The 23991-nt window shown below is 55.4% G+C and carries 25 protein-coding genes; 15 read left to right on the top strand and 10 right to left on the bottom strand.

The window, feature by feature from the left end:
* The 9 genes from ABLV64_RS15100 to ABLV64_RS15060 all read left to right on the top strand — a co-directional run bounded on the left by ABLV64_RS15100 (position 1) and on the right by ABLV64_RS15060 (position 9508).
* Entirely contained in the window at positions 1 to 831 is an 831-nt protein-coding gene (locus ABLV64_RS15100) for a GNAT family N-acetyltransferase (protein WP_160125064.1), read from the top strand.
* 99 nt (positions 832 to 930) lie between these two features.
* Positions 931 to 3696 carry a sigma 54-interacting transcriptional regulator gene (locus ABLV64_RS15095; RefSeq protein WP_348843303.1) on the top strand — a complete coding sequence of 922 codons (2766 nt, stop codon included), beginning with the start codon at positions 931 to 933 and terminating at the stop codon, positions 3694 to 3696.
* Between the two features lie 99 nt (positions 3697 to 3795).
* Positions 3796 to 4218 (top strand): PTS sugar transporter subunit IIA, encoded by a 423-nt coding sequence (locus ABLV64_RS15090; RefSeq protein ID WP_004886440.1) that lies wholly within the window; start codon positions 3796 to 3798, stop codon positions 4216 to 4218.
* A 14-nt stretch (positions 4219 to 4232) separates the two neighbouring features.
* Complete coding sequence (locus ABLV64_RS15085) at positions 4233 to 4703, top strand: PTS sugar transporter subunit IIB (protein ID WP_004886443.1); 471 nt, start codon at positions 4233 to 4235, stop codon at positions 4701 to 4703.
* Between the two features lie 16 nt (positions 4704 to 4719).
* Positions 4720 to 5499, top strand: coding sequence for a PTS mannose/fructose/sorbose/N-acetylgalactosamine transporter subunit IIC (locus ABLV64_RS15080; RefSeq protein WP_004886445.1), 780 nt, complete (start codon positions 4720 to 4722; stop codon positions 5497 to 5499).
* A complete protein-coding gene (locus ABLV64_RS15075) occupies positions 5477 to 6328 on the top strand; it encodes a PTS system mannose/fructose/sorbose family transporter subunit IID (RefSeq protein ID WP_049004608.1) in 852 nt (283 codons plus the stop codon). The genes ABLV64_RS15080 and ABLV64_RS15075 overlap by 23 nt, the downstream gene beginning before the upstream one ends.
* 12 nt (positions 6329 to 6340) lie before the next feature.
* The gene (locus ABLV64_RS15070; RefSeq protein ID WP_231792807.1) at positions 6341 to 7402 is read left to right on the top strand and encodes an SIS domain-containing protein; all 1062 of its coding nucleotides are present in this window, start codon (positions 6341 to 6343) and stop codon (positions 7400 to 7402) included.
* A 17-nt stretch (positions 7403 to 7419) separates the two neighbouring features.
* Positions 7420 to 8430 carry an SIS domain-containing protein gene (locus tag ABLV64_RS15065; protein ID WP_180405071.1) on the top strand — a complete coding sequence of 337 codons (1011 nt, stop codon included), beginning with the start codon at positions 7420 to 7422 and terminating at the stop codon, positions 8428 to 8430.
* Between the two features lie 133 nt (positions 8431 to 8563).
* On the top strand, positions 8564 to 9508 hold the full coding sequence (locus ABLV64_RS15060) for an Rpn family recombination-promoting nuclease/putative transposase (protein ID WP_348843302.1): 945 nt from the start codon (positions 8564 to 8566) through the stop codon (positions 9506 to 9508).
* Between the two features lie 54 nt (positions 9509 to 9562).
* Here ABLV64_RS15060 and opgB read toward each other — a convergent pair whose 3' ends face one another.
* The 6 genes from opgB to ABLV64_RS15030 all read right to left on the bottom strand — a co-directional run bounded on the left by opgB (position 9563) and on the right by ABLV64_RS15030 (position 15294).
* A complete protein-coding gene (opgB, locus tag ABLV64_RS15055) occupies positions 9563 to 11854 on the bottom strand; it encodes a phosphatidylglycerol--membrane-oligosaccharide glycerophosphotransferase (RefSeq protein ID WP_017899105.1) in 2292 nt (763 codons plus the stop codon).
* Between the two features lie 257 nt (positions 11855 to 12111).
* Positions 12112 to 12606, bottom strand: coding sequence for a DUF2501 domain-containing protein (locus tag ABLV64_RS15050; RefSeq protein ID WP_004886462.1), 495 nt, complete (start codon positions 12604 to 12606; stop codon positions 12112 to 12114).
* 65 nt (positions 12607 to 12671) lie between these two features.
* Positions 12672 to 13409 carry a DNA replication protein DnaC gene (dnaC, locus tag ABLV64_RS15045; RefSeq protein ID WP_025999144.1) on the bottom strand — a complete coding sequence of 246 codons (738 nt, stop codon included), beginning with the start codon at positions 13407 to 13409 and terminating at the stop codon, positions 12672 to 12674.
* Between the two features lie 2 nt (positions 13410 to 13411).
* A complete protein-coding gene (dnaT, locus tag ABLV64_RS15040; protein WP_017899103.1) occupies positions 13412 to 13951 on the bottom strand; it encodes a primosomal protein DnaT in 540 nt (179 codons plus the stop codon).
* Positions 13952 to 14053: 102 nt separating this feature from the next.
* Positions 14054 to 14527 carry a threonine/serine exporter gene (locus tag ABLV64_RS15035; protein ID WP_032455516.1) on the bottom strand — a complete coding sequence of 158 codons (474 nt, stop codon included), beginning with the start codon at positions 14525 to 14527 and terminating at the stop codon, positions 14054 to 14056.
* Positions 14518 to 15294: a threonine/serine exporter ThrE family protein gene (locus ABLV64_RS15030; protein WP_348843301.1), complete on the bottom strand. Its 777-nt coding sequence runs from the start codon at positions 15292 to 15294 to the stop codon at positions 14518 to 14520. The genes ABLV64_RS15035 and ABLV64_RS15030 overlap by 10 nt, the downstream gene beginning before the upstream one ends.
* 280 nt (positions 15295 to 15574) lie before the next feature.
* On the opposite strand from ABLV64_RS15030, the gene pobA reads away from it, so the two are divergent.
* The 4 genes from pobA to bglJ all read left to right on the top strand — a co-directional run bounded on the left by pobA (position 15575) and on the right by bglJ (position 19279).
* Positions 15575 to 16759: a 4-hydroxybenzoate 3-monooxygenase gene (gene pobA / locus ABLV64_RS15025; protein ID WP_032455518.1), complete on the top strand. Its 1185-nt coding sequence runs from the start codon at positions 15575 to 15577 to the stop codon at positions 16757 to 16759.
* Positions 16760 to 16775: 16 nt separating this feature from the next.
* Positions 16776 to 17657: a helix-turn-helix domain-containing protein gene (locus tag ABLV64_RS15020; RefSeq protein WP_023319686.1), complete on the top strand. Its 882-nt coding sequence runs from the start codon at positions 16776 to 16778 to the stop codon at positions 17655 to 17657.
* 264 nt (positions 17658 to 17921) lie between these two features.
* Positions 17922 to 18644, top strand: a complete 723-nt coding sequence (locus ABLV64_RS15015; protein ID WP_135731549.1) for a response regulator transcription factor — start codon at positions 17922 to 17924, stop codon at positions 18642 to 18644.
* Positions 18605 to 19279 carry a DNA-binding transcriptional activator BglJ gene (gene bglJ / locus ABLV64_RS15010; RefSeq protein ID WP_114465221.1) on the top strand — a complete coding sequence of 225 codons (675 nt, stop codon included), beginning with the start codon at positions 18605 to 18607 and terminating at the stop codon, positions 19277 to 19279. The genes ABLV64_RS15015 and bglJ overlap by 40 nt, the downstream gene beginning before the upstream one ends.
* Positions 19280 to 19284: 5 nt before the next feature.
* On the opposite strand, the gene ABLV64_RS15005 is transcribed toward bglJ, so the two are convergent.
* Entirely contained in the window at positions 19285 to 19743 is a 459-nt protein-coding gene (locus tag ABLV64_RS15005) for a YbaK/EbsC family protein (RefSeq protein ID WP_004886490.1), read from the bottom strand.
* A gap of 333 nt (positions 19744 to 20076) precedes the next feature.
* Here ABLV64_RS15005 and ABLV64_RS15000 point away from each other — a divergent pair, with 333 nt between their 5' ends.
* Entirely contained in the window at positions 20077 to 21420 is a 1344-nt protein-coding gene (locus ABLV64_RS15000; protein ID WP_002887650.1) for a PTS cellobiose transporter subunit IIC, read from the top strand.
* Positions 21421 to 21470: 50 nt separating this feature from the next.
* Here ABLV64_RS15000 and fhuF read toward each other — a convergent pair whose 3' ends face one another.
* From fhuF to ABLV64_RS14985, 3 genes are all read right to left on the bottom strand, one after another.
* Positions 21471 to 22259, bottom strand: a complete 789-nt coding sequence (gene fhuF, locus ABLV64_RS14995; RefSeq protein ID WP_023319688.1) for a siderophore-iron reductase FhuF — start codon at positions 22257 to 22259, stop codon at positions 21471 to 21473.
* 106 nt (positions 22260 to 22365) lie between these two features.
* Entirely contained in the window at positions 22366 to 23412 is a 1047-nt protein-coding gene (locus ABLV64_RS14990; RefSeq protein WP_004886496.1) for a diguanylate cyclase, read from the bottom strand.
* A gap of 23 nt (positions 23413 to 23435) precedes the next feature.
* A complete protein-coding gene (locus tag ABLV64_RS14985; RefSeq protein WP_072096669.1) occupies positions 23436 to 23606 on the bottom strand; it encodes a hypothetical protein in 171 nt (56 codons plus the stop codon).
* Between the two features lie 70 nt (positions 23607 to 23676).
* Here ABLV64_RS14985 and ABLV64_RS14980 point away from each other — a divergent pair, with 70 nt between their 5' ends.
* Positions 23677 to 23916, top strand: a complete 240-nt coding sequence (locus tag ABLV64_RS14980) for a DUF1435 domain-containing protein (RefSeq protein ID WP_004886500.1) — start codon at positions 23677 to 23679, stop codon at positions 23914 to 23916.
* Positions 23917 to 23991 lie beyond the last annotated feature (75 nt).

The following is a 23991-nucleotide window of genomic DNA, read 5'->3' as shown; positions in this document are numbered from 1 at the left end:
ATGGAGCTGACCGCCGTTCCCGCCACGCAGTTCAGCAGCGTGCAGTTAACGGATATTCTTAACGCCTGTTTTGCAGACTATCTGGTACCGGTGACCCAGTCGGTGGAGGGATTTGTTCAGCGCTTTAGCGCCGAGGGGATGAGCCTGATCGATTCCCGCGTCTGGCTGGCCGGAGATGAACCTGCGGCGATCGCGATCGTCGCGCGTCGGGGGAATATGGCTCGCCTGGCGGCCTTTGCCCTGCGTCCGGCCTGGCGCGGCAAAGGTCTTGCACGGAAATTGATGCAGGAGCTGCTGATGCTTCTGCAGCAGCAGGGGATCGAGACGGTTTCCCTGGAGGTGATCCGCGATAACCATGTGGCCGTCGCGCTGTATCAGTCGTTAGGCTTTACGCGGCGCCATGGGCTCTGCGGCTACCTGAGCGCAGAGCCTCAGGCTGCGGCGCCAGGCGTGTTACAGCCTTATCCCACCCTGGCGCTGCTTAGACGCGCCGTTGAGGAGAGTAACAGTCAGCTCCCCTGGCTGATGGATCCGCTTACCTTCGCCACCCTGCCATGCCGCGTCGTGACGCTGGAACAGCGCGCCTTCGCGGTACTGGGCACCTCGGGTTCACGGCCTGTACTGCAGTTTTTATGGGTTGAACCCGCCGCCCGTCGCCAGGGGCTGGCACGGGCGCTGCTGATGGCGCTGGCGCAGCAGTTCCCGGGTATCGGCACTTCGGTGACGGTCCCGGAAACCTTTACGCCGCTGTTTGCCGCGGCGGGATATTCACCGCTATCGCTGCAGCAGTATGAAATGACGATGGAGTTGACCGCAGCGAAGTTCGCTTAAGCGGGAGTGTGCGCTGGGCCGCAAAAAACAGCACGGGGCGCCGATAAGCCTCTCTTTTGTCGCATCATATCTCTTCGTAATGGCGACGAGGGGGATGTAATGCGTAAAACGGAACTGTTGGCTTTTTTGCAAAATCAGACCGATTTTTTCGATCCGGATAACCTGAGCGAAGTGTTCACCGCCAGCTGGCTGGCTCAGCGATTCGCGATGCAAAGAAATACCGCCAGCCATTATCTCAATCAGCTGGTCGCCCAGGACGTGCTGGTGAAGATCAACACCCGGCCGGTCTATTTTCTGCATAAAAAAGCCTTCTGCCAGCAGTTCTTCCCCCTTTCCCGCAGCGAGTACGCCAGCATGGCGGAGCTGCTCGCGGAGAGTGACCGCCAGCCGGAACAGGCGGACCATTTTTCGTTGCTGACCGGGCATGACGGCAGCCTGCGTAAACCGATTGAGCAGATGAAAACCGCGCTGTTTTATCCCAACGGCGGGCTACCGCTGCTGATCACCGGCGACAGCGGGACCGGTAAAAGCTATATGGCGGAGCTGATGCACGAGTTCGCGATCGCCCAGGGCCTGCTGGCGCCCGATGCGCCCTTCGTGAGCTTCAACTGCGCGCAGTATGCCAGTAATCCGGAGCTGCTGGCCGCCAACCTGTTCGGCTACGTCAAAGGCGCGTTTACCGGCGCGCAGAGCGATAAAGCCGGGGCGTTCGAGGCGGCAAACGGCGGGATGCTGTTTCTCGACGAGGTCCACCGCCTGGATGCTCAGGGGCAGGAGAAGCTGTTCACCTGGCTGGATCGCAAGGAGATCTACCGGGTGGGGGAGACCGCTCAAGGCCTGCCGATTTCGCTGCGGCTGGTGTTTGCCACCACCGAAGAGATTCACAGCACTTTTCTGACCACCTTTCTTCGTCGTATTCCGATCCTGGTCAGCTTGCCCGATCTTCAACACCGCAGCCGCGAGGAGAAGGAGGCGCTAACGCTGCAGTTTTTCTGGCAGGAAGCACGGACGCTGGCCGCCCGGCTGCAGCTAACGCCGCGGCTTTTGCAGGTCCTGACGCAGTACGTTTATCGGGGCAACGTCGGCGAACTGAAGAATGTGGTGAAGTACGCCGTGGCATCAGCCTGGGCCAGGTCTCCGGGCAGCGAGATGCTGACCGTGACGCTGCACGATCTGCCGGAAACGATCATGGCGGCGACGCCGGCGCTCAGTGAAGCGATGGGCCAGCAGGAGCCGCTGCTAATCGAGCCGCAGACCAGCCTGGTCTGGCTGCTGCGGGCGCGCGACCCGGTTCAGGGGCTGATCTATGACGTTCAGTGTCGGATTTTGGCGCTGCATGAAGCGGTGCTGAATAAAAAAACGGTCTGGGAAGAGGCGCAAAGAAGCATGGGGGAGGAGATTGAAACCCTCTTCGATCGGCTGATCTTTGATAACCAGGATGCCAGTAGCTCGCAGATGTTGCTGCTGATCGCCCATCAGGTGCGGGAGGAGTATTATCGCCTGGAAAAACGCTTCAATATCCAGTTTAACGGTAACTGTCTTTACGCCCTGAGCCACTACCTGATCCATCGTTCCCGTCAGGCGCCGTCAACGATGAGCAATGAGAAAATCCGTCTGCTGGCGGATTTTCTGGCAAACAAATTCCCGCTGCTGTATCGCTTTTGCGAAGCGATCCTCGACGCGCTGGCGCTAAAGCTGGATATTGAGCCCCAACGTATTGACCTGCTGTTGCTGGTGCTGTGGTTCCAGAAAAATGGCGCTATTAGCCAGCAGCAGGTGACCCGGGCGATTATTCTCGCTCACGGTTACGCCACCGCCAGCAGCATTGCCAGCGTGGCGAACCGCTTGCTGAAAAGCCCGCTGTTTGAGTCATTCGACATGCCGCTCGACGTGACGCCGGAGGCTATCGCTAATCAGGTGATGGCCTACATTGAGCGCCACTCGCTGGCGTCAGGGCTGATCATTTTGGTCGATATGGGATCCCTGAACGCTATTCACAGCCATTTTAATCGTCGTCTGAACACGCCGGTGGCGATTATTAACAATGTCTCCACCGGCATGGCGATGTACGTCGGGGAGCGGATTTTGCACGGCGATATGCTGGAAGATATCGTCCGCGAGATCGGCGATGATCTTGCGGTTGAGCACCAACTCTATTACCCGCAGGCCGATAAACCGCGGGCGATTTTGACCACCTGCGCCACCGGACTGGGCGCGGCGGCGAACCTGTCGGCGCTGTTAAAAGCCAGCATCCCTGAAGCGCTTGGCATTGATATTGTGGCCTGCGATGTGGAGACCCTTGCCGATCCCGCGCGGCGGGAGCCGATGCTCAGCCGCTACGAGGTGCTGGCGATCGTCGGCACCCTCGATCCGCATCTTGCCGATCTCCCGTGGATCTCGCTGGATTCGCTGATTTCCGGCGAAGGAAGTCGCCCGCTGATGCGTATCTTCGGCGAACTGGCGACGGCGGAGCAGGTTAGCGAGATCAACAACCTGATCCTGAAAAACTTCTCGCTGCGGCGAGTGATTGAGTCGGTGACGATCCTTGATACCGCGAAGGTGATCAACCAGGTTGAGCAGTTTTTGCTGCGCTATGAGCATCTGGCCGGGTACGAGGTGCCCAACGAACGTAAGGTAGCGCTGTATGTGCACATCAGCTGTCTGATAGAGCGGTTAATTCGCCACGCTTCCCCAACCCATTATTCGGGAAAGCAGTGTCCGGAGCGCGAGCTGGCTACGCTGCGCGAGGCCTTTAGTGTCATAGAGAGCGGATATAGTGTCAAAATTCCCGTTGTCGAGCTCTATTACATTCAGGACATCCTGACGCGGGAAACGGAATTTATTCAGGAAGATCAAGAGTTTTAACGCTTCTCCCCCTTTTATCCTTACGTTAGCCGACGCGCCACTGTTTCTGGCACGTCGGTTGCAATTAAGAAAGCAGTGGAATGCGCTTTCGAGGTAAGGATGAAACGACACTATATTTTTGCCAGCCACGGCACCTTTGCTAACGGTTTGTTGAACTCTGTGGAGCTGATCCTCGGTAAACAGCCGGATATTCATACTCTGTGCGCCTATGTAGAAGAGGAGGTCGATCTGACGCAGCAGGTGGAGGCGCTGCTGGCGCGTTTCCCGGCGCAGGATGAGCTGATAGTGATTACGGATATTTTCGCCGGTAGCGTCAATAATGAGTTTGTGCGTTTTTTATCGCGCCCGCACTTTCATTTATTATCTGGGTTAAATCTACCGTTAATTATTGACCTGCTTATTTCTGCAGCGGAAGAGAATACCGAAAAATTAATTTCTGAAGCATTAATCAACGCCAAAGAGAGCATTCAGTACTGCAATCAGAGTATTGCCGGGGCGATGACTATGGATAAAGACTTCTGAAATGAGGATGCATGATGATTACGTTATTAAGGGTTGACCATCGATTACTTCACGGCCAGGTAGCCTTTTCCTGGACCCAATATGTCGGTGCCGATTGTATTTTAATCGCCAACGACAGTGTCCCTGAGGATGAACTTCGGAAAACCACCATTAAGCTTGCTAAACCACCCTCGGTAAAGCTGGTGATTAAAAATATAAATGATTCTATTGAAGCGATAACAAGTGGGGTTACCGATAAATATAATTTATTTATTGTTGTGGAATCGGTCAATGACGCCTGGCGTATTGCCAGCGCCGTTGAGGAAATAAAAAGTATTAATCTCGGTGGGATTAAGGCCAAAGAGGGCAGTAAAAATATTTCTAAGGCGATTAATTTACTGCCGGAGGAAATAGAGCAGTTACAACAACTGGTGGGCAAAGGCGTCGAGGTGGAAATTCGCCAGGTCCCGAACGATCGCAAACAGCTTTTTACGGAATGCGTGTAATTCCGGAGGACAGATTATGGTAGAGGCTCTCTTACTGGGTCTGGTGGCGTTTATCGCGCAATCGGAATATGCCTTAGGGACGTCGCTGATTTCCCGGCCTATCGTCACCGGGCTGCTGACCGGTCTGGTGCTGGGGGATGTGCAGACCGGCGTCATCATGGGCGCGACGCTAGAGCTGGCGTTTATCGGCTCGTTCTCCGTTGGCGCCTCGATCCCGCCCGACGTGGTGACCGGCGGTATTCTCGGCGTGGCGTTCGCTATCACCTCCGGCGCGGGCACGGAAACGGCGCTGTTGCTCGGCCTGCCTATCGCCACCCTGACCCTGATCCTGAAAAACGTTTATCTGGGGATGTTCATTCCGTTGCTCAGCCAGAAAGCGGACGGCTATGCGGAACGGGCGGATACGCGCGGCATTGAGCGGATGCATTTGATCGCCGGATTCGGCCTGTCGCTAATGCTTGCCACGGTGGTGACCGTCTCATTCCTGGTGGGCAGCAACGCGGTGAAATCTCTGCTCGATGCGATCCCGGAATTTATCAAACACGGGCTTAGCGTAGCCACCGGGATCATTCCGGCTCTCGGCTTCGCGATGCTCGCCAGGTTGCTGATTAACAAGAAAGTGGCGCCGTACTTTTTCCTCGGCTTTGTATTGATGGCCTATTTGAAAATCCCGGTGACCGGTATCGCCATTCTCGGCGCCATCGTGGCGGTGGTGATGGTTAACGTCACCGCATTTAGCGCACCTCGTACCACGACAGAACAAGGAGTCAGCGATGACGACGAAGATGATTTCTGAAGAGACCCTGCAGCCGCAGGAGCAGGAAGAAACGCGAATTACGCCGCGTGATTTACGCCGGGTGTTCTGGCGCTCCTTCCAGATGGAGTTCTCGTGGAACTATGAGCGACAGATGAATCTCGCCTTTGTTTACGCGCTGATCCCGGTGCTGAAGAAGCTCTATCCGTGCAAAGAGGAGCTGGCCGGGGCGTTGAAACGCCATCTGGTGTTCTTCAATACCACGCCGCATATCGTCACCCTGCTGCTGGGGATCACGACGGCGATGGAGGAGAAAAATAGCCAGCAGAAAAATATGGATGCCAATGCCATTGATAACGTCAAAGCTTCGCTGATGGGGCCGCTGGCCGGGCTGGGAGATTCCTTTTTCTGGGGGACGCTGCGCCTGATCGCCACCGGTATCGGCACCAGCCTGGCGCTAAAAGGCAATATTCTCGGGCCAATCCTGTTTCTGCTGGTATTTAACGTGCCGCACATTCTGGCGCGCTGGTGCTTTACCCGCTGGGGCTACGTGCTGGGCACCGGCGTCCTGCAGCGGATCCAGAAGAGCGGAATGATGGAGAGCCTGACCTACGGGGCATCGATTATCGGCCTGATGGTGGTCGGGGCGATGACCGCCTCAATGATCGATATCACCATCCCTGTCTCCTTTGGCGCCGGGGAGGCCAAAACCCAGGTGCAGGACATCATCAACGACATTCTGCCCTGCATGCTGCCGCTGGTGAGTTTCGGCATCGTCTACTGGCTGCTTGGGCGCAAGGTTAAACCGCTCTCTATTATCGGCGGAATGGCGCTGGTGGGCATTCTGGGTTCGTGGATCGGATTGTTTTAACGGGAGTGAGCTATGCAACCAACAATGATGACCTATATCAGCGAAGAGCCGGCCTGTCTGGCGCAGATCCTGCGCGACTACCGGCAAAAGCTGGCGGCGATTGAGACCTTTGCCCGCCAGCACCCGGTACGCCGAATTTTGCTGCTGGCGACCGGATCGTCGTTGAACGCTGCGCTGTGCGCGCGCTATTTCTTTGAACAACGCTTCGGCGTGCTGGTTGACATTAAAGAGCCGTACAACTTTACCCATTACGAAGCTATCGACCCGCATACCGATCTGGTGGTGGCGATTTCACAGAGCGGAAAAAGCGCGTCGACGCTGGAGGCGATGCGTAAGGTACAGTCCTCAGGACTGCCGGTATTTGCCCTGACCTCCGACCCGCAAAGCCCGACCGGGCGCGCCTGCGATGGCGTGCTGGATATCAATACCGGGATCGAGAGCGTAGGGTTTGTCACCCGCGGCTTTAGCGCGACGGTGCTCAATTTGCTGCTGATAGCGCTGATGATTGCCCGCAGCCAGGGGAAGGCCAGCGAAGCCGAGGAGCAGCACTATCTTGCCGAATTCCAGCGGCTGGCGGCGGCGATCCCGGAGGTTATCGCCCGCACTTCGCGCTTTATCGATCGGCATAGCGAAACGCTGCGGCGCGGCGAGCGCTTTGTCGCCACCGGCTATGGCGCGCTGGTTGGCGTGGCGAAAGAGTTCGAAACCAAATTTACCGAGACGGTGCGCGTGCCTTCCAGCGGCTTTGAGCTGGAAGCCTATATGCACGGCCCCTATCTGGAAGCCAATGCCCGCCATGTGATGCTGTTTATTGAAGATACGCCGGACGGGCGAACCCGGGCGCTGCGCGACTATATGGCGCCGTCCATTGCCCGGGCCTTTACCCTGACGTTGAGCGACGAAGAGGATGAACAAACGCTGGCGCTAAACTGCCCGTGCGAGCATCACCTGGCGCCGCTGTTGCTGATTGTCCCAGTGCAGATGTTCGCCTGGCATACCGCAGGACTGAAAGGCATCGATCTGGCTAAACGTATTTTCGACGATTTTGACCGCGTCTTAAAAAGTAAAATCTGATTATTCAGGAGAAAACTATGTTGGGTTTTAATCAGGACGAGTACCTGACCAGTGCTCGCGAGATCATCGCTGCGCGTAAACAGGCTGAAACCGTGGCCGACGCTATTTATGACAGCGGCTGCAGCGCATTATTTTTTGCCTCGGTTGGCGGTTCCCTGGCCCCGATGATGGCTATTAATGAGTTTGCCAAAGAATTAACCAGCGTGCCGGTTTATCTTGAGCAGGCGGCGGAATTAATCCATCGCGGGCATAAAAAATTAAATAAAGAGGCGGTTGTCGTCACGCTCTCTAAATCCGGCGATACCAAAGAGTCGGTGGCCATTGCCGAATGGTGCAAGGCGCAGGGGATACGCGTGGTAGCCATTACCCGTCATGCCGATTCGCCATTGGCTGCCGCCGCCAGCTGGCATATTCCGATGTGCCACAAGAACGGCGTGGAATATGAATATATGCTGCTGTACTGGTTATTCTTCCGCGTCATTTATCGTCATGGTGAGTTTGCTGAATATGCGCGTTTTGCCAGCCAGCTGGAATTGCTGCCGGAAAATCTGCTAGAGGCCAAGCGCCAGTTCGATCCGCAGGCGGATAAAATTGCCGCGCAATACCATGACAGCGACTATATGATGTGGATTGGCGGCGCGGAAATGTGGGGTGAGGTCTACCTGTTCTCGATGTGTATTCTCGAAGAGATGCAGTGGAAGCGGACGAAGTCGGTAAGCTCGGCTGAATTTTTCCACGGCACCCTGGAGCTGCTGGAAAAAGAGGTCCCGTTGTTTCTGGTGAAGGGCGAGGGGAAATGCCGGGCGCTGGACGAGCGCGTCGAACGCTTTGCCGAAAAGATAACTGACCATCTGGTGGTGATCGACCCACGCGACTATCCGCTGAACGGCATTGATGATGCGTTCCGCTGGATTATGGCGCCGTGCGTGGTGTCCACTCTGCTGGTGGACCGGCTGGCGGCCCACTTTGAGCACCATACCGGCCACGACCTGAATATCCGCCGTTATTACCGGCAGTTTGATTACTAAATCTTGCCCATGGCGGCCAGTCAGACTGGCCGCTCCGCTATTCTCCGAGGCGCTTCCCAGAAAATCATCGTCAAATCCAGCCGGGTAAAAACCGGTGGTAGAGTCCGGCTTTCCTTCTCTTTCAGGCAAGCGGATGGCCATGAAAAAACGGATGACCTCAACGCCGCATGATGCGGTCTTTAAACGATTTCTTCGCCACCCGGAGACAGCGAATGATTTCCTCATGCTCTATCTTCCCGAAGCGATCCGCCAGCGGTGCGATTTCGCTACCCTGAGGCTGCAATCGGCGAGTTTTATCGATGAGGATCTGCGCGCCTGGTATTCGGACGTGCTGTGGTCGGTGCGGACCACCTGCGGGGCGGGATATATTTACGTGGTGATAGAGCATCAGAGCTCGCCGGACAACCATATGGCTTTTCGTCTGATGCGCTATGCGATTGCCGCGATGCAGCGACACCTCGACGCCGGGCACAAAACGCTGCCGCTGGTGGTGCCGATGCTGTTTTATCACGGCGCAACCAGTCCGTATCCTTTTTCCCTCAACTGGCTGGATGAATTTGCCGACCCGCAGCTGGCGAAGAGGCTGTACGGCAGTCAGTTTCCATTGATCGACGTCACGGTCATGCCGGACGATGAAATCGTGCAGCATCGGCGGGTCGCCCTGCTGGAGCTGATGCAAAAGCATATTCGCCAGCGCGATCTCAGCGGCATAACGGAGTCGTTGGCGGCCGTGGTGATGCTGGGATACACTAGCCCCCGGCAGTTGAGAATGCTGTTTCACTATATGCTGCAGTACGGTAACACGGCCGAGCCGGGCGTGTTTCTCCGCCGGCTGGCCCGCCGTCTGCCACAGTATGAGGAGACATTGATGTCTATCGCGCAAAAGCTTAAGCAGGAAGGTCGACAGGAAGGTCGGCATGAGGGCCGACAGGAAGGGCGCCTTGAGGGCTTACAGGAAGGGAGCCGGCGTGAGGCGCTGCGCATTGCCGGCAGCATGTTACAGAATGGCCTCGACAAAGAGACGGTACAGAAGATTACCGGACTGTCGGCTGACGAGCTCAAGCCGCTGTATTGCTAACACCCCGCCACCCAAACCGTTGCCCGGCGCCAAAACCCGCCGGGCAAGGTGGCTTTAACCTTCGCTTTTCACCACTTTGATCTCCACCATACCGATCCCCAGCTGACGCGGGGAGTGGCCGAGGATATTGCCCTCGTTGGTGGACTGCGGGTCCGGCGGAGTGATGGTCAGCGTGTTGCTGCGCGTCGGGTTGTCGAAATGCAGCGTCGTGGTGGTCACATCATTGACCAGAGTAAGCACTTGCTCACTTTGACCAACCCGCACCGGGATCGGCTTATTGGCATTGGGACCGTAGGCTTTGGCGGTGATCACCAGATCAAATTTCTCCGGCAGCGGCTCTTTATATTCAATCTTCACGTCGCTGCCCAGCTGGGCATTGGACCACCGACCCCAGGACTCGGGGCGCGAAATGCCGCTAAACTGTTTCACCTCTTCCGGCGCGCCGGCAACGTTAAACACGAAGCTGTCGGCCTTATAGCGAATATCGTTGTCGACAACTTTCAGCGTATCGACGTTGCCCTTATAGCGCTCCATATCGATAAGGGTGTCCCTGAAGGCGGTCTTGCCTTTCCACTGTGGCTTATCAACGTGCTGAACCTTCTGCTCACCCCCGAGCTGGCCCTGCGAGACGCACCAGTCGGTGGAGAGCGCCAGCTCAGGAGACCACAGCTGGCCCATTTTATAGCAGCGATCGACCCACACGAAATTATCCCGCGGTGCGAAATCGGCCAGCTGGAAGCGCAGCGGCGCCGAGTATTCGCTCTCCGGCAGCGGTTCAACGCGCTGATCCGACACCCGGAGCAGCAGCGGCAGACGGAAATGGCTGCCGGAGAAGGCGATCATGTTCTTCTGCGAGTCGATGGTGAAGTTTTTAATCTCTTTCGGGAAGTTCCACAGGCGGATCACGTCGGGTTTCCAGGCCAGGATCTTCTCTTTCATATTGATGAAAATACCGGAGAGCGACTGGCCAGAGAGACTGCTGCGCCCGAGGCCGATATAGTTATCGCCACCGAGAATATCCAGCACCGTCGCACCGTTATCCATGGTGTTGCGTTTCACTGCCAGGGTCTCCTGCTGCGGCCGATCGCCGCGCAGGACAAAGAACAAATTGCTGCGATCGTGCTTGTTGAGGTAATCCCAGGCGCTGTTCTTCATGGCCAGGTGGTCGGAAGAGACCACGATGACCGTGTTTTTGAAATAGGGAGAGGCTTTGATCTTCTCGATTAGCGCGGCGATATGTTCCTGGCTGCAGCTAACGGCGCTAAAGGAGAGGTTTTTCTTACCGTCCACGTCATAGCGTTTACGCTCGCAGGTGCGCGAAATAAAGCCGTCGGGATGGTGGGTGTCCACCGTCAGGGCGAACAGCGAAAAGCGTTTTCCGGACTGCGACAGCTCTTCGAATTTTTTCCACGTCTCCTCAAGTACCGTGTCGTCATAGAAGCCCCAGTCGTTGCGGTAGGCGGGATCCGCTACCGTGGTTTTGAGCTCTTCCGCCCCGAACAGGTGATCGAAGCCGTGGGACTTGAGAAAGACGTCTTTGCCAGCAAAGCGCAGGTTAGCTCCCTGCACAAAATAGTTTTCGTAACCGGAGTTTTTCAGGATATCGCCAAGGCAGATATTCTGCGGAAAGAAGCTGGATACGGAGGCCGAAGCGTTGCCTTCAAACGGCGCAAACAGCGGAATGCCGCACTGTGACGCGACCATGCCGGCGATGGTGTAATCGGTCCCCGGCAGCTGCATGGTATTGCTGAAATCAATGCCCTCATCTTTAATTCTGCCAAGCTCAGGGGTGAGGTTGGGGAACGCATCGTTATCAAAATAGGTGCGCTCAAGGCTTTCGCCATAGATATAGACCAGATTCAGCTGCGGATTGTCGATACGCTTCGACGGTTCTTTGTAGTACGCGGCAAAGTCCGGGTCTCCTTCCCGTGATTGCGATTTCACCAGCTCGCTGATTTGATGGAAGGCCGGGCTGGCGTCGACCGAGGCCAGCGCCAGCAGCAGCGCCGCCAGGCTGTAGCCGACGTGATGAGGATGATGCCGACGGCGGCGCAGCACCCACCCCAGGGCGCCAAAAACGGCAACCAGCGCGACGGCCACGCCGACGCCCGGCAGAATGTATTTGCCGATCCCGGCGCCGGTCAGGCTGTTGGTCAGAGTGTAGAGTACCGCGTCGTTGATGCCGTCGCCGGTAAAGTAGTCGCTGGCGTAGAGGGTGATATTCAGCACCACGAACAGGCCTAACACCGTGAGCGTGGCGGCAAACCACCAGGTGTTACGACCCGCTTTCCAGGCATAAAGCGCCACCGAAGCTAAAAATAAGGCGATGGATAACAACTCTGACACAGCTCATCCTCATTAACGCCAGTTATCGGCTGGCAGAACAGATTACTTTTCAAGCCACACTGTAATTGCAGCGCCATCTTGCTGCAATTCTAGCGTCATGAAAGTGTGCAGTTATTCAGAATTGGTTTAGAAGTTGCTTTTTTTGATCGGCGTCGCAGCCGGCGTGGCGGGGAAGCGCAAGGAGAAAAAGGAGAAAAAAGCCGTTTCAGGCCGCGCTGCCGTCGCGAAGGCGACAAACGCGGCATTAGCAGTACGTATCAGGAGAGGAAGTTAACGCCCTGTTTTAAGACCAGATCGCAGGCTTTGGTTTTCACCTGTTTCGCCAGCGAGCTGTTGCCAAGCGTATTCAGGTCCAGCTGCTGGCCGTTATTACTGTTGAGCAACCCCTGCAGGCCATCGAGATAGTTGGTGTCTTGTTTCTGTTTTTCCGGCGTGCTGAGTCCTAGTTTATCCAGCACCTGGTTTTTGACGTTATCGGCGCTGGTCACGGAGGCCAGCTTCTGTTGTGCGCAATATGACAAGATCCCGGCCGCATTATTCATGCTGCTGGCGGTCAGCGACTGGCTGCTGCCACTGAGCAGGCTGGTTAGCGAGGAGACGGACATGCCGCCGCTGCCAGCCTGGGTGCTGCCGCCGCTGAGCTGGCTGGCGGCGCTGTTGAGAGAATCCTGCCAGGAGGCAGCGTGGGCCCCGGAGAGGGTAAATGCGCTGAGGGTAAGCGCGGCAAGTAAGCCATTTTTTAACGATTTCATAGACGGACTCATAAGCGTGACTGAAGAATCACTTTAGTATAACGCCGCCGTTGTCCGGAAATCTCTTAATACTCCTTGCCGGTGACGCGGTGCCGGTAACTTTCCCAGTTGAAGATAACCCACAGGCTGTTGCCCAGGCGCATACGGTCCATCACCCGTTCGCCGAGCAGCTTATTCATCTCTTCCATATTACTGTTGGTTAGCATACCGGTAGGCCGTTTGGAGGAAGAGCGGCGGTCAACTATCTGATTGATAATGACCTTTTCATAGCGAGACTCCGTCTGCATACCAATTTCATCAATCACCAGAAGATCGACCTTGCTGAGATCGCTCAGTAATTGCTCTTCGCTCGTCTCCCGATTGCCGAAGGTATCTTTCATGGCTGACATAATATCAGCCACGGTGATAATTAAGACCGATTTCCCGCGCAGCAGCAGTTCGTTGCAGATAGCAGCCGCGAGGTGGTTTTTACCGGTGCCCGGTTTGCCGGAGAAGATAAAGCTGGCGATATTGCCATCAAACTCCTCCACGTACTGACGCGCCCGGGCGAGGGCGTTCATCTGCCCCTCGCACTCGACGCGATAGTTATCAAAGGAGCAGTTCTGATGCAGGGGGCGGATCCCCGAGCGGTTAAAGGTGCGCTGCATTTTCATCGCGCGGTTCTCCCGCTCCAGCGCTTCGGAACGCAGCTTGCCTTGCTCTTTTTGCCAGGCCAGCAGCTCTTCGCCGGTTTTAAACGCCGGTTCGATATGAGCCGGCATCATTTTCTGCAGGCGCTTCATCAGATCGCCAACGTTTTTCATGCTCATCCTCGGAAACCTCGCGGAATATGACTGTCGGGTTCGCTCACGCTGTTCACATCGCGCTTCGGCTGCCCGCCGTTGCTGGCGCGGCTGATTTGCACGCTGCGAGCCAGTTTCTGCTGCCACTGCACGTGGTGAAACACTTTACCTTCCGCCTGCCAGTAAGCGACAAAAGCGGCCAGCTCTTCCGGGGTGACCGGCTGGCTCAGGGCGATGCCCCACAGCGCGGCCAGACGCTGAAAGTCGGCGTCCGGCTGCCAGGCCGCATACATGGCAAATTTGCCCATCGGCACCGCAACGGGCGCCGCCGCGGGCTCGTCGAAAAACTGCGGGTCAAGCGCGATGTCGCTGCCGGGGCGCGCCAGCCTGGCTTCCAGTTCCAGCAGCTGCGCCAGCCGGTCTGGGGTCAGCGCATAGAACGCCGGGGCGTTGTTGGCAAAAACGGCGACAGTGCCGTCAGTCGATTTCGCCAGCAGCGCCGCGTGCTGCTGGAGGAACTCTTCCAGGCCGCTAAAATGGGAGGTTAAAATTCGCGAAGACATAACTCTATCTCAACTCTGAACTGCAAAGAGTGGGGTGATCTGCACATAGTAGCACAGAGCCCGTCGCGGAAGGAGCGTCGCGGCTTTACCGCGACGCCGGGGTTAGACGCGAGGGCGCTTACGATACAGCCACAGACCGGGTATCGACAGGCCGATGGAGAGGGCGCCCACGATTGAAGAGGCCTTTAAAAAATTGCTCAGCAGCAAAATCATCATCTCTTCAGAATAGCCAAAATGACTGATTTTTACCGCGGAGATCATCGCAGTGTAAGCGGAAATACCGGGAAACATCGGGATCACGGCGGCAACGGTAAAAATCTTCGGATGCGCCAGATACCAGCGCGACCACTGGATACCGATGCAGCCCACCAGCAGGGCGGCGAGGAACGTGGCCCATTCAATGTTAAAACCGGCGCTCATCATGACCATGCGCGAACCGTGGCCGATGGCCCCCAGCAGCGCGCACCAGCGCAGGGCGCGCCGCGGGACATTAAAGACCATCGCAAACCCGACGGCAGGGATCGCCGCCAGCAGCATGTCTTCCGCCAGCGCGAAAATAAACGAAATTATGCCCATCCCCGCAGCCCCCATACGGTCATTGCCATCACTACGCCAATGCAGGTGGCAAGGGTTAACAGGCTGGCGATCGCCCAGCGGGCGAGGCCGGTATTAATATGCCCTTTAAACATATCGGCGACGGCGTTGATCAGCGGAAAGCCCGGGACCAGCAGCAGGACGCTGGCGGCCATGGCAATGGTCGGGGTGCTGGCAAAGGTAGGGAGGCGCAGCAGCAGCCCGGAGATCGTGGTGGCCACAAAGGCGGTGATGCAGAAGTTGATCTGCGGATGCATGGAACGGTGGGTCAGCACCTGGCGAATGTACATGGCCACCGTGCTGGCGCAGAAGCTGACCAGCGCTCCATCCCAGCCGCCGTTATTCAGTTTACAGAAACAAGCGCAGGAGAGGCCCACCATGATCACCAGCAACCAGCGGGGATAGCGCAGGGGCTTAATCTGCGCGAAGCGCTTCTCGACGTCGCGATAGTCCAGCAGCTTATGCTCGGCGAGGATCACGATATGCTGCACTTCCGTCACCACATGCATATTAATGCCGCGGTCGACATTCTTACGCGTTGAGGTAAGACATTCGCCATTCTTAATGGTGGTCAGGACGATAGCGTTGGAGGAGATGGCGCTTTCGACGCTGTCCATCCCCAGCGCCAGCCCAAGACGCGTTGAAAGCTCTTCCACCAACGCGCTTTCGGCGCCGTGCTGTAACAAAAAAAGACCACACTGGATGCATAATCGTGTGATTGCCCGCTGCTGTGCCCGATCAACCTGCATATTTCCTCTGCTGTCCGCGACGCCTGGTATCTGCCGATACTTTAACCTGAAGCGCCTGGGCGGCTGAGGGGGGTGGGATCAAATAATGTGCAAAAATTTCCCGCCCGCCGGAGGGGCAGAATTTGAAGCTTCCCACACTTTTTCCAGTTTGGTGAAAAGTGCAATTTTTGTCGCCATTCATCCCTTCTTTTTCCCGTCTGACTTATCAAAAATGCAGGAAAGCACTTTTATCAAACAAAAAATATACAAATAATTAACCCTGCAAAAGTGAGACAATCCTATGAAAACACAGGTCGCGATTATTGGCGCTGGCCCTTCCGGACTGCTGCTGGGGCAGCTCCTGCACAACGCCGGCATCCACACGGTCATTCTTGAGCGTCAAACGCCGCAGTATGTGCTGGGGCGCATCCGCGCGGGAATTCTGGAAAGCGGTACCGTCGATCTGCTTCGCGAAGCGGGCGTGGCGCAGCGAATGGACGTCGAAGGCCTGGTGCATCATGGGGTGGAGTTTCTCTTTGACGGCCAGCGGGTGCCCGTCTCACTGAGCGAGCTGACCGACGGCAAGAGCGTGATGGTTTACGGCCAGACTGAAGTGACCCGCGATCTGATGGCTGCCCGGGCCGCCAGCGACGCGCCGATCGTGTACGGCGTGAGCGAAGTGACTATCCATGACGCGAAAAGCGACCGGCCGACGATCACCTATCTTAGCGAAGGAGAATTCTGTCGCCTGGAGTGTGACTTTATCGCCGGTTGCGACGGGTTCCATGGCGTGTCGCGGCAAAGTATTCCCGCTGACATCCTCAAGACTTACGAGAGCGTCTGGCCGTTCGGCTGGTTAGGCCTGCTGGCGGATACGCCGCCGGTCAATCCGGAGCTGATCTATGCGCATCATCAGCGGGGATTCGTTTTATGTAGTCAGCGCTCACTTACTCGCAGCCGCTACTATCTGCAGGTTCCGCTGAGCGATAAAGTGGAAGACTGGTCGGACGAACGCTTCTGGCAGGAGTTGAAATGCCGATTGCCGGCGGATCTATCATCAAAGTTAGTGACTGGTCACTCACTTGAGAAAAGCATCGCTCCCTTGCGCAGCTTCGTCGTAGAGCCGATGCAATATGGGCGATTGTTTCTGGTGGGGGATGCCGCGCATATCGTACCGCCGACCGGCGCTAAAGGGTTGAACCTGGCGGCATCGGACGTGAACTATCTGTGGCGGATCCTTCGCGAATACTACCATCATGGCCGGAGCGATCTGCTCGCGACCTATTCGCGACTGGCGCTGGATCGGGTCTGGAAAGGGGAACGCTTTAGCTGGTTCATGACCCGCCTGCTGCACGATTTCCCGCAGCAGAACGAATTCGACGCCAAAATGCAGGCGGCCGATCGCCGCTACTATCTGGGCTCGCGCGCTGGGCTGACCACCATCGCGGAAAACTACGTGGGCCTGCCCATGGAGCGCGTCGTCTGACTGAACAGGAGTAACTATGTCGCCCGTCCAAACTGTTCCGGTATTTAAGCTCTATGGCGAGGAGCGCGGCTGGCCGACGCCGGACCTGCTGCACTGCGAATCGATTTTGCAGCGCAGCAGCCTGTATCAGTGGCATATTCGTGTCCACCAGCACGCCGAAATGGTCCAGCTCCTCTATCTGCACAAAGGTCGGGCGGAGATCGAAATTGAAGGCACCACTGCGGTGATGACGGAATCCTGCATCCAGGTGGTGCCCGCCCTCTGCATTCATGGCTTTCATTTTTCACCCGGGACGCACGGATTTGTGCTCTCCCTGGCGCTGCCGCTGCTGAGCCGCTTTGAAAATCAGTTCGGCCGGCCGCTGGATGTGCTTAGCGTAGCGCAGTGTCTGCCGGTGGGGCGTTCCCGGGGGCGTATGCATACGCTGTTTTCAGCGCTTCGCGAGGAGTACAGTGCCGATCATGACGCACGGGAAATGATGCTTTATTCGCTGCTGGGGACGCTGCTGGTCTGGCTGAACCGGCAGTGCCGCCCCGCACCGCCCGCGGAAGACAAAGCGGAGCGAAAGCGCAGTATGATGCGTCATTTTTCCCGGCTTATTGAGAGCCACTACCGGCAGCATCTCCCGCTGGCGGAGTATGCGAAGTTGATTGGGCTGTCGGTCACGCATTTAAACTATTTATGTCGCGAGTTCTATGGCTGTAGCGCTCTCGGGGTACTGCATCAGCGACTGATGCTTGAGGCGCGGCGTAACCTGCAGTACACTCGCATGACGGTAACGCAACTCTCTGATTATTTGGGTTTTAGCGACGCCGCCTATTTTTCTCGCTTTTTCCGCCGCTACAGTGGCATGTCGCCTAAAGCATTTAGAGAAGCAATTAAAGAGAATGCTTCATAATTTTCAAGCCTGAAATTATTTTTGCTAAATAATAGTTTTATCTTTTCTAATTTATTAGCGCAGAGGCGTCTGTGCTAATATTCATCGCAAGTATACACAGGAATAATATTTACACGGTATGACCACGGTTCGGTCATTCAGTATATCGTGTACGCGGGCCATGAATATGCTTTTAATATTCATCCAGTAAATGGTATGGCGATCGAGTCACTCGCCGAACGTTTACGGGCAAGCGAAGGAACTTCGACAGGAAGCGGAGGTGTTATGTTACCAGGACAAGGTAAGTTTGGCGTCGTTATTAGTAAAATCCCCGTCATGCAGTCAGGGTTAAAGGTGATCTTCAATGAGAACCTCCCGGATTACGAACTCAGTTTTTGTCGCTCTCATGATGAGCTCACCCTTTTACAACTGCGGCGGGCGGTGCTGGTTGTCGCGGATATCTCCGGCGAGATTGCGCAACCCCGGGCCGTCTGCGAGCGTTATTACTCCCTCATGACCCAGTATCGTGATATTCACTGGGTTTTTATGGTCAGCGACAGCCTCTATCCATTAGCCGTTGAGCTATTAATTCGTCCCGAAAGCTCGCTCATCTCCGAGAGCGAGCCGGTAAACCGGCTGATTGAGGTGATTTGTGCTGGTAGCCGTGCGGCTGAGCAGATTAGCCGTACGCTGTTTACCGGGAATGAGGACAGCGATTTCGCAAGCTACCACTCTGCGGCGATGCTGACCCTGTCAGAGCGAAAAGTTCTGCGCCTTCTGGCGAAGGGATGGGGAATTAACCAGATCGCCGCGCTGTTGAAAAAGAGCAATAAGACGATCAGCGCGCAGAAAAATAGCGCAATGCGTCGCTTATCGCTACGCAGCAACGCTGAAATGTATGCCTGGATCAACAGCGCACAGGGAATGCAAGAGCTGAATATCAATTCAGCTTACGGGGAGCAAATGGAATGGAAAAAAAAAGCACAACCCGTCATGTCGCCATCGTAGAAAAATGTGTGATGACGGAAATGGCCTGGCGCTATATCTTTAGCCGTGAAGATAACAGCCAATACCGCATTCATTTTTTTAAAAATATCAATTTGCTCAGGGCGGTGGAAGCGTCTTTCCCATGGTCAGCAATGATCTTTTCACTTTCAGGGAGTCGTTCGTCCAGAGCCGAGAGCCTGCTTTTTCTTCACGAGATGGCGAGGATTCGACCGGAAGTCCAAACGATTATTCTGGCTAATAATGAAAGCGAAATGCGCCTGATCGGCCATTTAATGCCGTCCTGCCTGCACGGTATATTAAATAAATCTGCGCCGCGACGCGGGTTGCAGGAGCATTTGTTACAGCTGCTGGATAATCATTCCCTCGCCGGCAAAGAGCATTTTTGCGGCAGAGAGGCATGCAACGATCCGCTAAGTCCGACGGAGCACGCTATTCTTCGGTATATGTCGTGGGGATATTCGCTTTCGGAAATTGCGGTGCAGCTGAACCGGAACATTAAAACCATCCGCGCGCATAAGTTCAACGCCATGACCAAGCTCGGGGTTCGCTCTGACATTGGTTTATTAAACGCGGCGGATATCTTGCTGCATTTACCGATAAACGGCCCGACCAGCGCCGTTAAACAGGTGGCATAACGCGGCTATATGCATACGTCTACCCATGTTGCGTCGGTGAGCTGCGCCATTCGTTCTGGTTCGATGCGAACGGCGCTGTGAATAGCCCCCGCTGCGGGTAGTACCTCCTGATAGTGCCTGAGCGAGACGTCACAGAAGACGTCCAGCGGATTTTCCAGACCAAACGGGCACACGCCGCCGACCGGATGGCCGGTCCAGGTCACCACCTCATCGCTGCTCAACATACGCGCTTTTGCGCCAAAGGTTTCTTTCAGCTTTTTATTATCCAGCCGCGCATCGCCCCTGGCGACGATCAGTACAATTTTATCTTTGATCTTGAGCGACAGCGTTTTGGCTATTTGTCCCGGCTCAACGTTGTGCGCGGCAGCGGCGAGCGCCACGGTGGCGGTACTCTGGTTTAACTCAATAATTTCGATATCGGGGGCGTGTTCGGCAAAGAACTGCCGTACAGACTGCAGACTCATTGGATTCTCCTGATTTAAGCCTGGTTAAATCTGTCACAAGCCTGGCGGAGTGTAAATATCGGCGCGGACAATCCAGATTCTTTCTATTTTGTCGATCTCCTTCACATTCACCGTAACCGGTTACTGTAACCGGTTGCGGTTATCTGCATTGAGATGAATACTGGAACAGTCACTTCTCCTTTTATTTATAACAAAAGAGCCGTGTATGAATCGTTGTGTTATGAGCAGTATAGCCGGTGATCCACCCGCGGCCTGCTGCATCAAAAAGCGGTCATCGTAACGGCAGGGTAATCGTTGTTGGGCCAGTATCAATAGCCTGTCAGGAGGGCTACTATGTCTGCTAACCATGCTGCGTTTAATTTGATATTTCGCTTTGTAGAAAATTACATAAGCCCCATAGCAGGGCGGATCTCATCGCAGCGTCACGTCATGGCTATCCGTGACGGTTTTATCTCCGCGATGCCGTTTATGATCGTCGGATCGTTTCTGCTGGTGTTTGCTTATCCTCCTTTTTCCCCGGATACCACCTGGGGTTTCGCCCGCGCCTGGCTGGATCTGGCAAAAGAGTTCGAGGGGCGCATTCTGACCCCCTTTGATATGACAATGGGGATCATGTCGATCTACATCTGCGCGGCAATCTCTTACAACCTCGGTAAGCACTACGAGAAATCCAATCAGCTCGATCCCTTTATGTGCGCGATGCTGTCGATCATGGCCTTTTTACTGATTGCCGCGCCGAAGACGAATGGCACGCTGCCGGTGGATAGCCTCGGCGGAACAGGGATCTTTACCGCCATTCTGGTGGCGATCTACTGTGTGGAGATGATGCGTTTTCTCAAGGCACATAACATCGGTATCCGTCTACCGGATCAGGTCCCTCCGATGATCAAAAATTCCTTTGATCTGTTGATCCCCGTGCTGGTGGTTGTGCTAACGCTCTATCCGCTGAGCCTGTTTATTCAACACCATTTTGACATGCTGATCCCGCAGGCCATTATGGCGATTTTCAAACCGCTGGTTTCGGCGGCCGATTCCCTGCCGGCGATCCTGTTGGCGGTTCTCATCGGCCACCTGCTGTGGTTTGCCGGGATCCACGGTGCGGCGATCGTTTCCGGGATGCTGCAGATGTTCTGGCTGACCAACCTCGGTATGAACCAGCAGGCGCTGGCCCAGGGCGCACCTCTGCCGCATATCTTTATGGAGGCGTTCTGGACCTTCTTTATCGTGGTCGGAGGTTCTGGTGCCACCATGGGGCTGGTGTTCTGCTATCTGCGCAGTCGTTCAGCGCATTTGCGCTCCATTGGTCGTTTGAGCGTGGTGCCAAGCCTGTTTAACATTAACGAGCCGGTCATCTTTGGGACGCCTATTGTCATGAATCCGGTGTTCTTTATTCCGTTCCTGCTGGCGCCGATGGTGAATGCGGTACTGGCCTGGGCGGCAATGAAGCTGGATCTGATCGGCCGCGTCATCTCCGTGGTGCCGTGGACGGCGCCGGCGCCGATTGGCGGTGCCTGGGCGCTGGGCTGGGATTTCCGGGCGGCAATTCTGGTCATCGTTCTGGCCTGCGTGTCGGCGATTATCTACTTCCCGTTCTTTAAGGTGTATGAGAAACAGCTGCTTGCTCAGGAAGCGGAAGAGGCCGAACGGGCGGAACAGGAGAGTCAGCAGACCGCATAAATAGTGACCGGGCGGCCACAGGCTGCCCGTAGCTTATTGGGAACAGGGCGTTATTTTAACGTGCAGTCGCCGCACTGTTGGACGTCCGGCAGGCGATAGCGCTGACAGCAGGTGCGTCGGACTAACTGCCCTTCACGCAGCACGACCGTTCGCCATAGTGGGTTATCCTGACCATCGGCGAGTTGTTTTTCAAAGAAACAGTGCTGGCGCAGGGCGGCAAGCTGCTCATCCCCCAGCAGCGCGCGCATTTCCCCAAGATACCAGTTAATCAGATAGCCTGTATTGCTCCAGATAAGCTTGCCATTGATTTCGCCCGTCGCTTCCAGCGCCTCAATAACCGGCTGCAGGGTGCGCGTCACCAGGGCATCCATCCGCGACAGCGGTGACAGTCTCTCGATGCCTGCATCACTATGGACATCAATCCAGAAACAGGCCGCCCGGCCGCTTTCGTGAAATTCGACGTGGAAATGTTCCGGCGCCAGGCTGAGACCCTGTGGTTCATTGAGCAACGCCAGCATCAGCGGCGGCACCAGCAGACCGATATACCATTGCGCCCAGAGCGAGAGCAGAGGTTTCTGTTCCCGTGTCAGCGTTGGCTGATGACGATAGATATGATCGGAATAAGTGGCCAACAGGGAGCGTAAGGCGGTGGGTTGCGACCACTCGGCGAGCGTCAACGCGTGACCGGGAGCGGATTCATCCAGGCGCAGGAAATCGAGCAGATGGGGGCGCAGGGTGGCGATTTTTTCCCGAATACTCTCCGCCAGGGCGCGCTCAGCCGTCGGCAAAGGGGCCCGCCAGATAAGTTCATCGCTGAGAGGAAGGGAACGCCAGGCCATTCGATTTCCAGATACAAATCTAAATGATAATGATTCCTGATATTAGTTGTTTGCAGGCGGCATGGCAAGAATTTTGTCGGCGCCACGATGCCGCAGCGCGCGCGGGTTAACTGGCCAAAATAATGTTGCGGCCTTTATTTTTAGCTTCATAGAGTGCGCCATCGGCTCGCGCCAGCGCTTGCTCAATATTGTCATCAATGAGCGGCGTCAGACCAATACTGATGGTCACGTTGGTGGCGACGCTCTCATTAAACATATGCGGGATTTTCAGGTCATAGACCCGCTGTCGAATTCGTTCGGCAGCCTGCCAGGCCGTTTCTTCGCTGCTATTGGTCAGCAGCACCATAAACTCCTCTCCACCAAAGCGGGCGACAATATCGCGCGAGCGTACGGCGTTACGAATGGCAGCAGAGACGCGAATGAGCGCCTGATCGCCCATCATATGACCGTAGTGATCGTTATAGGCTTTGAAATGATCGATATCGAGGAGCAGCACGAAGTGGTTATCGCCGTCCAGCGCCAGCAGGGTATCGAGGCGATTCTGCAGTCCGCGGCGATTATACAAACCGGTCAGGGGATCCAGCATACTGAGATCGTTGAGGGTGTTGCGTTCCTGCATCAGTTTATCCATCAATCCTTGTGTAAAGGCATCGCTGCGCTTCTGGATAATATTTTGCAGGGTAATACCGGCAATAGGCAGCATAAAACAGTAAGTCATGCGCAACCATTGTTCTCCCTCCGCCATTATCAGGCAGGCAAGGAAAGTCGGTAAAGAGTGGAGGGTAAAGGCAGTGATATTATTGGAAAAAGCGATGGTGCCGATAAACAGAATGCTTAATAGGGCGATCACCAGATAGTTAAAATGCGGCGGTGTCAATAGCATCGCCTTTGTCACTACGTGCCATGCCCATAGCATGCCAAATAACAACGAGATAGCGGAAATATTTATTTTCGATTGCGGCCATTTCCAGTGCCAGAGTAGCAGCAACCCGCTGCAGGCCACGATCAGGGCGCAGGGCAGCGTGAAACGAACTACCGTAAATAGGGGGGTGACCAGCGACAGAGAGGAAGAAATGAAATTAAGCAGTAAAAAAAGCCGTAAGGAATATTGATATTTTTGTGCGTAATGTGCTCGCCAGGTTTGTGCAGTCATATCGGAAGAATCATTATTAGTCGTTAAATTTCAAAATGATGAAAGCCAAAAATGAAGAGTCTGATAACAATGTGCAAAAAAAGGTTATTTGCAAAATAAGAAAAATATTTAATATATATCGATAATCCGCTTAATTTATCACCTTCATGAATGTATGTCATTACCGCGAACGTAAAGAATAAGGCACAGAGCACTTTGCAAATGACAAATGATAAAAATTATCATATGATATTGGTTATCATTATCGTTGTGAGAGGTAAAACCATGCTGCTGCGAGCATTAGGAAGCGGTTGGGCAGTCGTCGTTCCCGGCGCGCTGATTGTCGCTCTCGGGTATGCCGGGGTGTCGGCTGACGTATGGCGGACGCTGGTCGCGGTGGGCATGCTGATGTCCGCGGTGATGATATGGCATCGTCAACTGCGCCATTTTATCCTGCTGCCATCGTGCGTTGCATTGATTGGTGGGATAATGCTGATGATGGTGGATATCAAGCTGAGAGGATAACGTCGGGAGAGGGAAGAATATTGGTGCGAGGGGGGGGACTTGAACCCCCACGTCCGTAAGGACACTAACACCTGA

Origin of the sequence: Klebsiella sp. JB_Kp031 (assembly GCF_040064295.1) — a bacterium.
GTDB lineage: Bacteria > Pseudomonadota > Gammaproteobacteria > Enterobacterales > Enterobacteriaceae > Klebsiella > Klebsiella quasipneumoniae.
The sequence above is the reverse complement of the archived record's forward strand: the minus strand, read 5'-3'. Positions and strand labels throughout refer to the sequence as shown.